At 62.2% G+C, this 16,528-nt stretch carries 11 protein-coding genes; 8 read left to right on the forward strand and 3 right to left on the reverse strand.

From position 1 onward, the window contains the following. Window positions 1–80 precede the first annotated feature (80 nt). Window positions 81–1,016: a LysR family transcriptional regulator gene (locus ACFZPT_RS14885; RefSeq protein ID WP_034098802.1), complete on the reverse strand. Its 936-nt coding sequence runs from the start codon at window positions 1,014–1,016 to the stop codon at window positions 81–83. Window positions 1,017–1,167: 151 nt separating this feature from the next. Here ACFZPT_RS14885 and ACFZPT_RS14890 point away from each other — a divergent pair, with 151 nt between their 5' ends. Further along, window positions 1,168–2,397 (forward strand): acyl-CoA dehydrogenase, encoded by a 1,230-nt coding sequence (locus tag ACFZPT_RS14890; RefSeq protein ID WP_034114234.1) that lies wholly within the window; start codon window positions 1,168–1,170, stop codon window positions 2,395–2,397. A gap of 118 nt (window positions 2,398–2,515) precedes the next feature. On the opposite strand, the gene ACFZPT_RS14895 is transcribed toward ACFZPT_RS14890, so the two are convergent. Together ACFZPT_RS14895 and xthA are read right to left on the reverse strand one after the other, a co-directional pair. Beyond that, window positions 2,516–3,850: a substrate-binding domain-containing protein gene (locus ACFZPT_RS14895; RefSeq protein ID WP_034114232.1), complete on the reverse strand. Its 1,335-nt coding sequence runs from the start codon at window positions 3,848–3,850 to the stop codon at window positions 2,516–2,518. 109 nt (window positions 3,851–3,959) lie between these two features. Then, a complete protein-coding gene (gene xthA, locus ACFZPT_RS14900; protein ID WP_034098797.1) occupies window positions 3,960–4,772 on the reverse strand; it encodes an exodeoxyribonuclease III in 813 nt (270 codons plus the stop codon). Between the two features lie 170 nt (window positions 4,773–4,942). Here xthA and ACFZPT_RS14905 point away from each other — a divergent pair, with 170 nt between their 5' ends. The 7 genes from ACFZPT_RS14905 to ACFZPT_RS14935 all read left to right on the forward strand — a co-directional run bounded on the left by ACFZPT_RS14905 (window position 4,943) and on the right by ACFZPT_RS14935 (window position 16,492). Then, window positions 4,943–5,593, forward strand: coding sequence for an N-acetyltransferase (locus ACFZPT_RS14905; protein WP_034098795.1), 651 nt, complete (start codon window positions 4,943–4,945; stop codon window positions 5,591–5,593). Between the two features lie 64 nt (window positions 5,594–5,657). Then, window positions 5,658–7,385: an autotransporter assembly complex family protein gene (locus tag ACFZPT_RS14910; protein WP_034098793.1), complete on the forward strand. Its 1,728-nt coding sequence runs from the start codon at window positions 5,658–5,660 to the stop codon at window positions 7,383–7,385. Then, entirely contained in the window at window positions 7,385–11,056 is a 3,672-nt protein-coding gene (locus ACFZPT_RS14915; protein WP_379555714.1) for a translocation/assembly module TamB domain-containing protein, read from the forward strand. Before ACFZPT_RS14910 ends, ACFZPT_RS14915 begins: the two co-directional genes overlap by 1 nt. A 767-nt stretch (window positions 11,057–11,823) precedes the next feature. Then, window positions 11,824–12,297, forward strand: coding sequence for a MarR family winged helix-turn-helix transcriptional regulator (locus tag ACFZPT_RS14920; protein ID WP_034098790.1), 474 nt, complete (start codon window positions 11,824–11,826; stop codon window positions 12,295–12,297). Beyond that, window positions 12,294–13,745, forward strand: a complete 1,452-nt coding sequence (locus tag ACFZPT_RS14925; RefSeq protein ID WP_034114229.1) for an efflux transporter outer membrane subunit — start codon at window positions 12,294–12,296, stop codon at window positions 13,743–13,745. The genes ACFZPT_RS14920 and ACFZPT_RS14925 overlap by 4 nt, the downstream gene beginning before the upstream one ends. A gap of 15 nt (window positions 13,746–13,760) precedes the next feature. Continuing rightward, entirely contained in the window at window positions 13,761–14,963 is a 1,203-nt protein-coding gene (locus ACFZPT_RS14930; protein ID WP_034098786.1) for an efflux RND transporter periplasmic adaptor subunit, read from the forward strand. Beyond that, window positions 14,963–16,492, forward strand: a complete 1,530-nt coding sequence (locus ACFZPT_RS14935; RefSeq protein WP_034098778.1) for a DHA2 family efflux MFS transporter permease subunit — start codon at window positions 14,963–14,965, stop codon at window positions 16,490–16,492. The genes ACFZPT_RS14930 and ACFZPT_RS14935 overlap by 1 nt, the downstream gene beginning before the upstream one ends. The last annotated feature ends 36 nt before the right edge of the window (window positions 16,493–16,528 follow it).

Genomic DNA, 16,528 nt, shown 5'->3' on the forward strand with positions numbered 1-16,528 from the left:
AAGGTCCGCTGCGCGGACCATCGGGGGCGAGCCCCCTCCCATAAAGGGCTCCTTGGTAGTCCATTGCACGGGAGGGGCGCTCAAGCTTGTTGTTTGTCGAGCTTCTTTTCGTGGGCGGTGACTTGTTGGCACAGCTCGATCATCTGCTCGCGCATCCAGCGGTTGGCCGGGTCTTGGTCGGTGCTTTCGTGCCAGTACAAGTGGGTTTCCACCGGCGGTACGTCGTTGACCGGCAAGTTGAACCAGTGCAGTTCATGGCGTCGGGCAAAGCGCTCGGGCACGGTCATCACCATGTCGGTCTGCTGCAGCACTTGCGAGGCCATCAGGTAATGCTGGGAGCGCAGGGCGATCTTGCGCTGGATGCCCATTTTGCCCAGCGCCAGGTCGACGTGGCCCAGACCATTGCGACGGCTGGAGATATGGATATGGGTCAGCGACAGGTAGTCGTCCAAGGTGAATTTGTCCTTGCCCGCCATCGGGTGGCCCTTGCGCATGGCGCAGACGTAGCGGTCCTCCATCAGCTTGACGTGACGTACCTGCGGGTCGGTATTGAGCGGCGCGTCCACGGCAAAGTCCAGGCGCCCGGCGGCCAGTTCCTTGGTGGTTTCGCGGCGCTTGGACAGGAAGCTCTCGATCACCACCGTGGGCGCCAGGCGGCGCAGGCGCTGGAACAGCGGCGGCAGGATCACCGCCTCGGTAAGGTCGGTCATGCTGATGCGGTAGGTTTTGGCCGCCTGTTGCGGGTTGAAGATGCGGCTTTCCTGCACCGACACCCGCAGCAGCGACAGCGCATTGCGCACCGGGCCGATGATGTTCTGCGCCATCGGCGTGGGCACCATGCCTTGGGCGGTGCGCACGAACAGCGGGTCGTTGAAGGTCTCGCGCAGGCGGGCCAGAGCGTTGGACACCGCCGGTTGGGTGATGCCGACAATCTGTCCGGCGCGGGTCAGGTTGGCTTCGGTGTAGATCGCGTCAAAGACGATGAAGAGGTTGAGGTCGACCTTGCTCAGATTCATTTCGTTGCGCTCTTATTGTTAGGTGTTCATACGCCGATCATATATCGGTGATGAATGTTAATACACGCCGAGAATAGGCTAGGTAAATTATCAACGCTGTTCTAGCATCGATTGCATGACCTAAACAACCTCTCCAAGAAGGGAGCTGCTCATGGATTTCGCCTATTCGCCCAAGGTTCAGGAACTGCGTGAACGCGTCACTGCGTTCATGGACGCTTACGTTTACCCCGCCGAGCCGGTGTTTGAACGCCAGGTCAGCGAAGGCGACCGTTGGCAGCCCACTGCGATCATGGAAGAACTCAAAGCCAAAGCTAAAGCCGAGGGCCTGTGGAATTTGTTCTTGCCCGAGTCCGAACTGGGCGCTGGCCTGACCAACCTCGAATACGCGCCCCTGGCGGAAATCATGGGCCGTTCGCTGCTGGGGCCGGAGCCGTTCAACTGCTCGGCGCCGGATACCGGCAATATGGAAGTGCTGGTGCGCTACGCCAATGCCGAACAGAAACAGCGCTGGCTCGAACCACTGCTGCGCGGCGAGATCCGCTCGGCATTCGCCATGACCGAACCGGACGTGGCTTCCTCGGACGCCACCAACATGGCCGCCCGCGCCGAACGCCAGGGCGACGAGTGGGTGATCAACGGCAAGAAATGGTGGACTTCCGGCGCCTGCGATCCACGCTGCAAGATCCTGATCTTTATGGGCCTGAGCAACCCCGATGCGCCGCGTCACCAGCAGCACTCGATGATCCTGGTGCCGGTGGACACCCCCGGGGTGAAAATCCTGCGGCCGCTGCCGGTGTTCGGTTACGACGACGCGCCCCACGGCCATGCCGAAGTGCTGTTCGACAACGTGCGCGTACCTTATGAAAACGTATTGTTGGGTGAAGGGCGTGGCTTCGAGATTGCCCAGGGGCGCCTTGGCCCGGGCCGTATCCACCATTGCATGCGCTCGATCGGCATGGCCGAGCGCGCGCTGGAATTGATGTGCAAGCGCTCGGTCAGCCGTACCGCATTCGGCAAACCGTTGGCGCGGTTGGGCGGCAATATCGACAAGATCGCCGACTCACGCATGGAAATCGACATGGCACGCCTGCTGACCCTGAAGGCGGCGTACATGATGGACACCGTGGGTAACAAAGTGGCAAAAAGCGAAATCGCCCAGATCAAAGTGGTGGCGCCGAACGTCGCCCTGAAGGTGATCGACCGCGCGATCCAGATCCACGGCGGTGCCGGGGTGTCCAACGACTTCCCCTTGGCCTACATGTACGCCATGCAGCGCACCCTGCGCCTGGCCGACGGCCCGGACGAAGTGCACCGCGCGGCGATCGGCAAGTTCGAGATCGGCAAGTACGTGCCTCGGGAGTTGATGCGCGGCGGGCAGTAACACCGCAGCGCCTGCATCGGGGGCAAGCCCCCTCCCACCTGTGATCGTGTTCTTCCAGTCAGTGTGGGAGGGGGCTTGCCCCCGATAAGGCCAGTGCCAACAACCCAACACCCAAGCCTCAATACACCCACACCTCCACCCGCCGATTCTTGATCCGCCCCTCATCCGCCGTATTCGCCGCTACTGGCATCTGCGCCCCGAACCCACGGATATCGCGCAGCACCACGCCGCTGCGAACCAGCTCCCGCCGCACCGCCATGGCACGCAGCTTGGACAGCAATGCTGCGCGTTGCGGGTCATTCTTGGCGTCGCCAAAGCCCACCAGCGTGACCTGCTTATTGAGCTTGTCGTGACGTTTCAGGTACGCCACCACCCGTTGCAGGTCCTGGCGTGCCTTGTTGTCGAGGCTGGCGCTGCCTTCTTCGAAGCGAAAATTCACGCTCAAGCGCTGGGCGTCGCGGGCTATTGCCTGGTAGTCGTCGGGCATCGTGGGGCGCGGTGTCACGGCCATGGCTTGCACCTGCTGCGCGATAAAGCCGTTGGCCGCCACGATCGCCTGGCCCTTGGGGCTCTGGGTAAAGTCCACCAGCGCATCGGCCCAGGGGTTGCGGTTCGACGGTGGCAAGTAAAAGTACAAACGGCGTGACAGCGGGTAATCCTCGGTGGCGATCAGGCTGTTCAACGGCAGCATCGGTTGCGAGTCACCGTCGACAACCGCCACCGCCTTGGCCTGGCGCACGTAGGGCAGGCTGATAAAGCCGATGCCTTGGGGATCGCCGCTGACCGCGTCGGACAACTGCTCGCTGGATTCGAAACGCTGGGCGCTCGCCACCAACGGCTTACCGCGCAGGCGCAGTACCAGCTCCTTGAAGGTATCGTAGGTGCCCGACTGGTCATCCCGCGCATACACATGGATCGGCCCGCCGACCCCGCCCAGCGCCTCCCAGGTGCTGATCTCGCCGTTGAAGATCTGTGCCAGTTGCACGGTGTTCAACGTCGTCAGCGGGTTGCGCGGGTTAAGGATGATGGCCAGGCCATCGATGGCGATCACCTGTTCGGCGTCGGGGCTTTTCAGGTCGCCCAGGGGTTCGAGGTCCACCAGTTCGCTGTCCTTGATGGGTCGGGACGAGGCGGCCAAGTCCGCGCTGGTTTTTTTAAGCGCTGCAAAACCGGTGCTGGAACCATGGGCCGCCACCTCGACGGTCAGCGTCTTGCCTTGGCGCGTTTTGCCGACGATCCGCTGTTCATTGGCTCCGTCGGCCGGCTCGCTGTGTACGTCTTGCAAACCCTGCTGCGCCATCAACCCCTTGACCAGTGCCGGGCCCAATGCCGCGCCAATGGTGTTGGAACCTTGGATGCGCAAGGCTGGGCCATGATCGGGAACAGGCAGTGGAGCGGCCACGGCGGCGAGGGGCAATAGGCAACACAACAGGAACAGAACGCGCAGCGTCATGCCGGCACCTTCTCAAGCCAAAGGGAGTGCCGCGAGATTAAGTCAGTCAGGTTGCATAAATATGACTGACTGGCGGACACGCCCAGATCTGATCAAGCCCGACAACCCGTCAGCTCAATTCAAGCCAGATCGGCGCATGGTCCGAGGGTTTTTCCAAACCACGCAATTCGTAATCCACCCCCGCATCCTTGACCCGATGCAGCAAGCCCGTGGAGGCCATGATCACGTCGATGCGCAGGCCGCGCTTGGGCTCATCTTCAAAGCCGCGGCTGCGGTAGTCGAACCAGCTGAAACGATCGCTCACGTCCGGGTTCAGGTGCCGGAAACTGTCCACCAGGCCCCAGTTTTTCAGGCGCGCCATCCACTCGCGCTCCTCGGGCAGGAAGCTGCATTTGCCGGTCTTGAGCCAACGTTTGGCGTTGTCGGCGCCGATGCCGATGTCGCAGTCTTCCGGGGAAATATTCACGTCGCCCATCACCACCAGCGCCTGGTCGTTGCTGAACTGGCTTTCCAGCAACTGCTGCAGGTCTTCGTAGAAGCGCTGCTTGGCCGGAAATTTAGTGGGGTGGTCGCGGCTTTCGCCTTGGGGGAAGTAGCCATTCATGATGGTGACCGGCTGGCCGTTCTCGTCGGCAAAGGTGCCCCAGATAAAGCGGCGCTGGGCGTCTTCTTCATCGCTGGCAAAGCCTTTATGCACGCTCAACGCTGGCTGACGCGAGAGCAGGGCCACGCCGTAGTGGCCTTTCTGCCCGTGGTAATACACGTGATAGCCAAGGGCTTGTACTTCAGCGAGGGGGAACTGGTCGTCGTGGACCTTGGTTTCCTGCAGGCCGATCACATCCGGTTGATGCTTTTCAATCAGCGCCGCCAACTGATGAGGGCGGGCGCGCAGCCCGTTGATATTGAAGGAGACGATTTTCATGGTCGGCAGTCCGGTCTTGGCAAAAAGGGCGATGCTAGCCGACAAGTCAGACGGGGGCCAGCGTGGCGGTAGGGCAGATGCGCTGCTAATGTCTGGGAACGACTGGTGCTGTGTAGGTTCGTACCCATAAGAACGCCATCCTTTGAGTGGCGCCCACTGAGATTGATTGTATGCCTGAGACTTCGACTGCCATCGCCGACATCCGTGTGCTCAACAGCGGCTATTCCCGCGAAGCCCGTTCCCTGTTGTACCAGGCTTACCGCCACGAACCGACATTCGCCTACATCTTTGAGGCCGAGCGTCCCGGCTATGAACAGCGGGTGCGCGCCACCGTGCGTGAGCTGGTCAAGCAGCACTTCTTCCAGAAGCTGCCGGCCATTGGCCTGTTTGTGAATGACCGTCTGATCGGCATCGCGCTGATTGCGCCGCCGCAACGGCGCCTGGGAATCACCGAGAGCTGGGCCTGGCAATTGCGCATGTGGCTGAGCACCGGGGTGCGCGGCACGCGGCGTTATCTGGATTATCACCATGCCGTGCTGGCGTGCTTGCCCAGCGAGTCGGTGCATATGCTGCCGCTGCTGGGGATTCATCCGCAGTTCCAGGGCAAGCATTACGGTGAGCAGTTGTTGCAGGCGGTGCATAACTGGTGCGCCGAAGACCCGCATTCGTCCGGCGTGGTGCTCGACACGGGCAATTCGCGTTACCTGGAGTTTTATAAACGCCAGGGTTATGAGGAAATCGGTGAAGTGGCAGTGGGGCCGGTGTTGGAACATGTTTTTTTTCACCCCAACCCCCAGGTATTGCAGGCCGCCACGGCGTGATGCAGATTTTTTCAGAACTTTCCGAGTTCTACGTTTCTCGCCCGCTCGTGTAGCATCCGCGCCTATGAAGTTTCCAGGAAGATTCACCAGCAGCTTGATTCTGCTGTTTACAAGCTGCGGCGCGCTGGCGCAAAGCGAATTGGACGTGCGCATCAAACCCGCCAACGACGCGTTGAAAGCCAATATTGAAGGCTACATCGGCGGCGTGGGCGATCGTGATGAAGAGGCCCTGCTGCGGTTCAGCCGTGGTGCCGAGGAGCAGGCGCGCAAAGCCGCTCAGGCGCTGGGCTTTTATCAACCGCGCATCGATAGCGACGTGCAGGGGGGCAAGAACCCGCGCCTGATCCTCAACGTCGACCCCGGCGAACCGGTGCACTTGCGTGATGTGACCATTCGGGTCGACGGCCCGGCGGCGAACCTCAAAGCGTTTCGCGTACCCGCCAGCGACGACCTTAAATCCGGCGCCATTCTCAACCACGGTCATTACGAAGACGCCAAGCGTCTGATCCAGAACCAGGCTTCGCGGTACGGCTTTTTCAGCGGGCGCTTTACCCGGCAGACACTCGCGGTGGACCCCCAGGCCGGCGTCGCCGATATCGAACTGGTGTATGACAGCGGCCCGCGCTACACCCTCGGCAAAGTCAGTTTCGCCGGCGATACGCCGTTCGACGAAGACCTGCTGCACCGCATGGTGCCGTTCAAAAGCGGCGACCCTTACGACTCCGAACTTATTGCCGAACTCAACCAGAACTTGCAGGCCAGCGGGTTTTTCGAAGGCGTGCGCGTAGACGCCGCGCCCGCCGCCTCCACCAATGATGTGATCCCGGTAGCCGTGCAGTTGGACACACGCAAGCCGCGCACCATGGGCCTGGGCCTGGGTTACTCCACCGACGTAGGCCCGCGCGGCAAGGCCAACTGGACGCGACATTGGGTCAACCCTCAGGGCCATAGCTATGGCTGGGAAGCCGAACTGTCGGCGCCGCGGCAGAACGTTGGCCTCTGGTATGACATTCCCCTCGACCCGCCGCTCACCGACAAACTGCGCTTTGCCGGCGGCTACCAGAACGAAGAAATCGCCAACACCGACACCCTGAGTAAATTGCTCACCCTCGGCCCGGAATGGCACAGCAAGCTGCCCAGCGGTTGGACGCGGGTGATCTCGCTCAAATGGCAGCGCGAAGAGTATCGCCTGGGTGACGATTCGGGTCTGAGCAACCTGTTGATGCCGGGCGTCAGTTATTCCTACCTGCGCAGTGACAATCGCATAGACCCGCACCATGGCTATCGCTTGCAATTGGACACCAAGGTGGCCAAGGAAGGGCTGGGTTCAGACACCAATTTGCTGTACGGCACAGCAATGGTCAAAGGCCTGACCACCTTGTGGGACAACCATCGCTTCCTCGCCCGTGCCCAAGTGGGCGGCAGTGCCACCAATGGCTATAAATCAGTGCCGCCGTCGCTGCGTTTTTTTGCCGGTGGCGACCAAAGCGTGCGCGGCTACGAGTACCAGACCTTGTCCCCCGAAAACGACCGCGGCGATCGCATCGGTGGGCGCTACATGGTGGCGCTGAGTGCCGAGTATCAATATTCCATCGCCGAAAAATGGCGGATCGCGACCTTTATCGACCAGGGCAACTCCTTCAACAACCTGGAGCTGCCCAGCCTGAAGACCGGCGTCGGCGTCGGCATCCGCTGGGTCTCGCCGGTCGGGCCGATTCGTCTGGACCTGGCCCATGCCCTGGAAGATCCGGGCGGCGTTCGTTTGCACTTTTCCATGGGGCCTGAGTTGTGATGCGTGGTGTGAAAATAGCCGGGCTGGCCGTGGTGGCCGTCCTCGCCATAGGGGTGCTGACGGGTTGGGCGATACTCGGCACCCAGGCCGGCAGCCGTTGGGCGCTGGCGCGTGTGCCGGGGTTGAGCGTGGAGAATTTCCAGGGCCGTTTGGGCGGCCAATGGCGCGCCGACCATCTGCTCTGGGAGCAGGGCAGCAGCCGCGTCGAACTCCAGGCGCCGACGTTTGCCTGGTCGCCGGCTTGCTTGCTGCGCATGACCTTGTGCATCGACCGACTGGAGGTGGAACAGGTCAGCCTGCAATTTCCCCCCAGTGGCGACGAGGGCAGCGGACCGATCCAACTGCCGGACTTGAAACTACCGATAGCCCTGCAATTGGGCGAGGTTCGCGTCGGTCGCCTGTTGTTTAACGGCAGCGAGGAGCTCAAGGGCCTGCAACTGGCGGCGCACTGGACGGCGGCGGGCATGCAGATCGACGCCGTGCACCTGCAGCGCGACGATCTGGTACTGGACCTGAGCGGCTTGTTGCAGCCCAGCGGTGATTGGCCGTTGACCGCCAGCGGCAACCTGAGCCTGCCTTACGCACCCGGCGGTGCGCCTTGGACAGTGGCGCTGAAGGTCGACGGCGACCTGCTCAAAACCCTCAAACTCGACGCCGACAGCAGCGGCTACCTGCCGGCCAAACTCAGCGGCGAACTGCAACCCCTGGCGGAAAACCTGCCCGCCCAATTACACATCACCGCCGATGGCTTCAAGCCCAGCGCCGATTTGCCCGACACCCTGCAGCTCAATCAACTGGACCTTACCGCCAAGGGCGACTTGAGCCGTGGCTACCAACTGCAAGGCAAGGCTGTGTTGCCGGCGGAAAAAGGCCCGGTTGATCTGTTGCTGCAAGGCCAGGTGGATGCCAAGGGCGCACAGATCGCCGGCCTGGAGATAAACGCCAGCGATAAGCAGAACCTCAAACTCAGCGCCAACCTGGACTGGCAGCAAGGCTTCAGCGCCGATGCCAAAATCGCCTGGTTGGATTTCCCGTGGCATCGCCTGTACCCGCTGATCGACGAGCCCCAGGTGACGTTGCGTACCTTCAATGGCGAGGTTGCTTATAAAGATGGTAATTACCTCGGCAACCTCACGGCCGACCTCGATGGCCCAGCCGGCCCGTTCTCGGTGGTCACGCCGTTCAGCGGCGACCTTACGCAGGTGTTCCTGCCGGAGCTGAAACTGAGCGCCGGCCAGGGCAAGGCCGAAGGTCACTTGAACCTGCAATTCGCCGATGGCATCGCCTGGAACACCGCACTGGACCTGTCGGCGCTGAACCCGGCGTACTGGGTGGCGGAGTTGCCCGGCACCCTGGCCGGCCCGCTACGCAGCAAGGGCGAATTCAAGAACGAGCAGCTCAAACTCAACGCCGACCTCGACCTCAAAGGCCGCCTGCGCGGGCAAACTGCGGTGCTGGCGGCCAAGGCCGATGGCGCCGGCGAGCAGTGGACCCTGGCCAACCTCGACCTGCGCCTGGGCGACAACCGCATCCAAGGCAGCGGTAGCCTGCAACAGCGCCTGGCCGGGCATATCGATATCAAGCTCGCACGCCTGGCTCAGTTGTGGCCGCAGTTGCGCGGTCAGATCAACGGCCGGCTCGACGTTGCCGGTACGCTCAAGGCGCCGCAGGGCAAGCTCGGCCTCAAGGGCCAGCAACTGGCGTTCGCCGACAACCGCCTGCAAATCCTCAACCTCGATGCCACGTTGGATAGCGCCCAGCGCGCGAAAATCGACCTCAAGGGCAGCGGCATCCAGAGCGGCGACACCCAGGTCGGCACGCTTACCGCCAGCGCCCAGGGCGACATCCGCCAGCAAAAGGTCCAGCTCGACCTGGCCGGGCCCCTGGTCAAATTGGCTCTGGCCCTGGATGGCACTCTCGACAAGGGCAACTGGCGCGGGCGTCTGGCCAGCGGCGATGTGCAGGCCGGTGGCCAGGACTGGCGGCTGCAGTCCCCGGCCAAAATCGAACGCTTAGCCGATGGCCGACTGACATTTGCGGCGCACTGCTGGGTCTCCGGAGCATCAAGCCTGTGCGGCGAAGATCAGCGGCTGATGCCCGAGCCGAAATTGCGCTACCACCTCAAGCAGTTCCCCATCGACAGCCTGGCGGCGTTTTTGCCCAAGGATTTCGCCTGGCAGGGCCGACTCAATGCCGACCTGCAACTGGACCTGCCCGCCAGTGGCCCCAAAGGGGTGGTGTCGGTGGATGCCAGCGGTGGCACCTTGCGCGTCAAGGACAAGGCCCAGTGGTTGGACTTTCCCTACGACACCCTCAAGCTGGAAACCACCCTCAACCCCCGGCGCATCGACACGCAGCTGAACTTCCATGGCGGCAAACTCGGTGAGTTGCTGTTGCAAGCGCAGATCAATCCATTGCCGAAAAACAAGCCGATCACCGGCCAGTTCAGCCTCATGGGGCTGGATCTGGCCGTGGCGCGGCCATTCGTGCCAATGGTGGAAAAACTCAGCGGCAAGCTCAACGGCAACGGCCGCATCAGCGGTGGCCTGCTGGCACCGCAGGTCAACGGCAGCGTCAACCTGGTGGGCGGCGAAGTGTCCGGGCCCGAACTGCCCATCAGCCTCGAAGGGCTGAACGTGCAGGCGCTGATTGCCGGTGAAAGTGTGCAGTTGAATGGCGGCTGGCGCAGCGTTAAAGCCGGGCAGGGCAGCCTCAAGGGGCAGATCGACTGGGGCCAGGCCCTGGCGGTGGACCTGCACCTGCAAGGCGCGCAACTGCCGGTCACCGTCGAACCCTATGCCGAGCTGGAAGTAGCGCCCGACTTGACGATCAGCCTCAAGAACGACCGGCTGGCCATCGCCGGCAAGGTGCAGATTCCGCGCGGTGATATCACCGTGCGTGAACTGCCGCCGTCGACGGTCAAGGTGTCGGATGACACCGTGATCATTGGCAGCCAGACCGAGGAGGGCAAGCCGCCGATGGCCATGGCCATGGATATCGACGTGGTGGTGGGTGAAGACCGCCTGAATTTCTCCGGCTTTGGTCTGACCGCCAAGGTGCAGGGCCAGGTGCATATCGGCGATAACCTGGACACTCGGGGCGAGCTGTGGCTCAATGACGGCCGCTACCGCGCCTATGGGCAGAAACTCGACGTGCGGCGTGCACGCCTACTGTTCGCCGGGCCGCTGGACCAGCCGTACCTGGACATCGAGGCGATCCGCAAGACCGACGACGTGACCGCCGGTATTCGCCTGAGCGGTAGCGCCGAGCAACCTACGACGCAAATCTTCTCGGAACCGGCCATGAGCCAAGAACAGGCGCTGTCCTACCTAGTGCTGGGGCGTCCGCTGAGCACCACCGGCGAAGACAACAATATGCTCGCCCAAGCCGCCCTGGGCCTTGGCCTGATGGGCAGCGCCGGGGTGACCTCGGACATCGCCAACAAGCTCGGCATCCGCGACTTCGACCTCGACACCCAAGGCAGCGGCAACAACACCGCCGTGGTCGCCAGCGGCAAAATCACCGAGAAACTCAGCCTGCGCTATGGGGTTGGGGTATTCGAACCGGCCAACACCATCGCCTTGCGCTACCTGCTGAGCAAAAAGGTCTACTTGGAAGTAGCCAGCGGCGTGGCCAGCTCCCTGGATATCTTCTACAAGCGCGATTTCTAAACCCAACGGGGATAGAAATATAAGAAGGAGCTTGCTGTGGTGAGCGGTTTTTCTGTAGTCAGCGGGCTTGCTGTGGTGAGCGGGCTTGCCCCGCGCCAGACCCAAACCCAGGCACCTCGGTGTATCAGCTAAACCACATCGCCTGGAATGGGGCCGCTTCGCAGCCCAGCGCGGGGCAAGCCTGCTCGCCACAGCGCTATATCTCAGCCTTTATGATTTGCTTAGATATCTACACATCTGCGGTGAAAACAAAACCCAAGAAAATGAGGTCTCTGTGGTGAGCGGGCTTGCCCCGCGCTGGGCTGCGAAGCAGACCCAAACCCAGGCACCTCGGTGTATCAGTTAAACCACATCGTCTGGAATGGGGCCGCTTCGCAGCCCAGCGCAGGGCAAGCCTGCTCACCACAGCGTTATGAGCCAGCCTTTATGATTTGCTTAGATATCTACACATCTGCGGTGAAAACAAAACCCAAGAAAATGAGGTTTCTGTAGTGAGCGGGCTTGCCCCGCGCTGGGCTGCGAAGCAGACCCAAACCCAGGCACCTTGGTGTATCAGCTAAACCACATCGCCTGGAATGGGGCCGCTTCGCGGCCCAGCGCGGGGCAAGCCCGCTCGCCACAGCAAGCCCGCTCACACATTAAGTCTGTCTTTCACCCAACCATCGCCAAACTACCAAGCAACCTAACTATTCCATTTGACTTTCGCTGCCTAGGCAGTAATATCTCGTCACACATTCACTGCCTAGGCAGTAATAAGGTGACTTTCTATGCCGCACTTCACCCCTGACAACTTCCACAACTGCCACCTTGGCCTGTTGCTGGGCCGCGCCGCGATCCTCAAGGACCGCATCATCGACACCCATATGGAACCCCACGGCATCACCGCCGCGCAGTTCAAGGTGTTGATCATCATGGCCCAGTTCGGTGTCGACACCCCCGCGGAGCTGTGCCGCAACCTGTCCCTGGACAGCGGCTCGATGACGCGCATGCTCGATCGCCTGGAGCAGAAAGGCTTGCTATGCCGGCAGCGCTCCGAACAGGACCGGCGCCAGGTGCAACTGGTCCTCACCGCCGACGGCCAGCGCTTGGCGGACATGCTGCCGCACATCGGCGCCGCTGCGCTGAATCAGCTGGCCGGTGTGCTCGAACCGGGCGAGCTGGAAACCCTGGAACGCATCCTCAAGAAAATTCTGATAGCCGCAGGTGACCCCATCACCCTGCAGCGGGTAGGTAAAGCATGAACACACGCGCCCTATGCCTGGTGCTCATGGCCATGAGCATGGCCGGTTGCGCCAACTACAGCGGCCTCGACACCCAGGGCCAGCGCCTCGATGCCAATACGCTGCAAACCGGTAAGTCCTTGAGCGGGGTGATCCTCTCCAGCGCTGCCTGGCCGAGCGCCGATTGGTGGAAAAGCCTCGGCGACCCGCAGCTCGACGGCCTGATCAACGAAGCCCTGCAAAACAGCCCGGATATGCAAGTAGCCAGCGCCCGTGCGCATCAGGCTCAAGCGGCTGCCTACGCTGCCGACGCCGCGCGCATGCCGACCCTGGATGCCAGCGCCGGAGTGAGCCGTTCGCGCCTGGCCAAGGACCAGGACCCGCGCGGGGAGGGCGATGCCTACTCGACGGTGCGCAACATCGGCGCCAGCTTCAATTACACCTTCGACCTCTGGGGTGGCCAGCGCGCCGCCTGGGAGGCCGCGTTGGGCCAGGCGCGTGCCGCCCAAGTCGATCAACAGGCCGCGCGCCTGACCCTGGCCGCCGATGTGGCCAAGGCCTACAGCGATCTGGGCCAGGCCCATATCGTGCGTGACCTCGCTGAAGAAGACCTCAAGCGCACCCGGCAGATGCTCGAACTGAGCCAGCGTCGCCTGGATTCTGGCATCGACAGCCACTACCAGTACCAGCAAACCGAAAGCCTGGCGGCGAGTTCCGAGTCGCAGTTGATCGATGCGCAAAAACAATTGCAGAGCGCCAAGATCGCCCTGGCGGTGTTGCTCGGTAAAGGCCCGGACCGTGGCGGCGAACTAGCACGCCCGGCCGTGCTCAAGCCCGCCGCTGTGGCGGTGCCTGCGGTGCTGCCCGCCGAGCTGCTGGGCCGGCGCCCCGATCTGATCGCCGCGCGCTGGCGCGTGGAGGCGGCGGGTCGCAATATCGATGCGAGCAAAACCCGCTTCTACCCCAACCTCAATCTCAGCGCCAGCGCCGGCGCCGAGTCGTTGCTGGGCGATGCCATGTTCGGTTCGGCCAGCCGCTTCTTCAATATTGCGCCGACGGTCTCGTTGCCGATCTTCGACGGCGGCCGCCTGCGTGCCGACCTTGACGCCCGCGACGCTGACTACGACCTGGCCGTGGCGCAATACAACAAAACCCTGGTGCAAGCCCTGGGTGATATCGGCAACACCTTGTCGCAACTGCGCGACACCGGCCGGCAGATCCAGGCCCAGCAACACGCTACGGACATTGCCCAGCAGTCCTACGACACGGTGGTCCAGCGTTACGGCTCCGGCATCGGCAGCTACCTGGACGTGCTCAGCATCGAGCAGCAACTGCTGCAGGCCCAGCGTCAGCTGGCGACCCTCAATGCCGGGCAAATCACCCTGTCGATCCAATTGATGCAGGCCCTGGGCGGCGGTTACAGCGCCAGTAATGTCGCGTCGACCACCCCTGCCACCCGCACGGAATAATTCGAGGTATTTGTTATGGCCACTGCCGAACACTCCAACGCCACACCGCAACCGAACACCAACAACAACCCGCGCAAGCGCAAAGTCATGCTGATCGGCCTCGCCTTGATCGTCATCCTGGGCGTGGTCGGCGTGTGGGGTTGGTACGAACTGTACGGGCGCTTCAATGAAAGCACCGACGATGCCTATGTGAATGGCAACGTGGTGGAAATCACCCCGCTGGTCACCGGCACCGTGGTTAGCATCGGCGCCGATGATGGCGACCTGGTGCATGCCGGCCAGGTGCTGGTCAATTTCGACCCGAACGACGCCGCTGTCGGCCTGCAAAGTGCCCAGGCCAACTTGGCGCGCACCGTGCGCCAGGTACGTGGCTTGTACAGCAACGTTGACGGCATGAAAGCCCAGGTCAATGCGCAGAAAGCCGATGTGCAGACTGCCCAGGACAACTACAACCGCCGTAAGACCCTGGCCCAGGGCGGGGCGATTTCCCAGGAAGAACTGTCCCACGCCCGTGACAGCCTGACCGCAGCCAAGAACGCCCTGACCAACCTTGAACAGCAACTCAAAACCACCAACGCCCTGGTGGACGACACGGTGATCAGCTCGCACCCCGACGTGCAGGCCGCCGCCGCGCAACTGCGCCAGGCTTACCTGACCAACGCGCGCAGCACCTTGATCGCGCCGGTCACCGGCTATGTGGCCAAGCGCAGCGTGCAATTGGGCCAGCGCGTGCAACCAGGCACGGCGTTGATGGCGGTGATTCCACTGGACCAGCTGTGGATCGACGCTAACTTCAAGGAAACCCAACTGCGCGATATGCGCATCGGCCAGCCGGTGGACATTGAGTCGGACATCTACGGCAGCGACGTTAAATACAGCGGCACCGTCGACAGCCTCGGCGCCGGAACCGGTAGCGCATTCGCCTTGCTGCCGGCGCAGAACGCCACCGGTAACTGGATCAAAATCGTGCAGCGTGTGCCGGTACGCATCCACATCAACGCCGAAGAACTGGCCAAGCACCCGCTGCGCGTGGGCTTGAGCACGGTGGTCAACGTCGACCTGCATGACCAGAGCGGCCCGGTGCTGGCGCAACAACCGCCGCAGAAGGCGTCGTTCACCACCACGGTGTATGACCAGCAACTGGCCGAGGCCGATGCCATGATCACGCAACTGATCCATGCCAACAGCGTCGCCGCTCCCAAGGCTGCGCAACGCTGATGAGCAAGGAAGCCTCGTTCACGCCGCCCAGCCTGTTGATGGCCACTATTGGCCTGTCGCTGGCGACCTTTATGCAGGTGCTCGACACCACCATCGCCAACGTGGCGTTGCCGACTATCTCCGGCAACCTGGGCGTGAGTTCGGAGCAGGGCACCTGGGTGATCACCTCGTTTGCGGTGAGCAACGCAATTGCCTTGCCGCTCACCGGCTGGTTGAGTCGGCGCTTTGGCGAGGTGAAGCTGTTCCTGTGGGCGACCATGCTGTTTGTATTGGCGTCGTTCCTCTGCGGGATTTCCACCTCGATGCCCGAATTGATCGGGTTTCGGGTACTGCAAGGCCTGGTGGCCGGGCCGTTGTACCCGATGACCCAGACGCTGCTGATCGCGGTGTACCCGCCGGCCAAACGCGGCATGGCCCTGGCGCTGCTGGCGATGGTCACGGTGGTGGCGCCGATTGCCGGGCCGATCCTCGGCGGTTGGATCACTGACAGTTACAGCTGGCCGTGGATCTTCTTTATCAACGTACCCATCGGCATCTTTGCGGTGATGGTGGTGCGCTCGCAATTGAAGAAACGCCCGGTGCACACCAGTTACCAACCCATGGACTATGTCGGGTTGCTCAGCTTGATCGTCGGGGTTGGCGCGTTGCAGATCATCCTCGACAAGGGCAATGACCTGGACTGGTTCGAATCCAATTTCATCATTATCGGCGCGGCGATCTCGGCGATTGCCCTGGCGGTGTTTGTGATCTGGGAAATGACCGACGAGCATCCGGTGGTCAACCTGCGGCTGTTCGCTTACCGTAACTTCCGCATCGGCACCATCGTGTTGATCCTCGGCTATGCCGGTTTCTTCGGCATCAACCTGATCCTGCCGCAGTGGTTGCAGACCCAGATGGGCTACACCGCCACCTGGGCCGGGCTGGCGGTGGCGCCGATCGGCATTCTGCCGGTGCTGATGTCGCCGTTCGTGGGCAAGTACGCGCACAAGTTCGACTTGCGTCTGCTGGCGGGCCTGGCGTTCCTGGCGATTGGCCTGAGCTGCTTTATGCGCGCGGGCTTCACCAATGAAGTGGACTTTACCCATATCGCCCTGGTGCAACTGTTTATGGGGATCGGCGTGGCATTGTTCTTTATGCCGACCCTGAGCATCCTGATGTCCGACCTGCCTCCGCAGCAGATCGCCGACGGTGCCGGGCTCGCCACGTTCCTGCGTACCCTGGGTGGTAGCTTTGCGGCGTCGCTGACCACTTGGATCTGGATCCGCCGCGCCGACCAGCACCATGCGTACATGAGCGAAAGCATGACGCCCTATGACTCGGCCACCCGCGATGCCCTGCAGGCGCTGGGCGGAGCGGGGCAGAAGGCTTATACGCAGTTGGATCACATCCTCACCAGCCAGGCGTACATGATGTCCACCGTGGATTACTTCACGTTGCTAGGCTGGATGTTCATGGCGTTGATGTTGCTGGTGTGGCTGGCCAAGCCGCCGTTTGGTGCCAAGGCAGGGCCGGAAGCGTCCGGCCACTGATTGGCAAAGACTCAAATGCAATCAATTGTGGGAGGG

Origin of the sequence: Pseudomonas sp. MD330_10, assembly GCF_042610415.1 — a bacterium.
Taxonomy (GTDB): domain Bacteria; phylum Pseudomonadota; class Gammaproteobacteria; order Pseudomonadales; family Pseudomonadaceae; genus Aquipseudomonas; species Aquipseudomonas rhodesiae.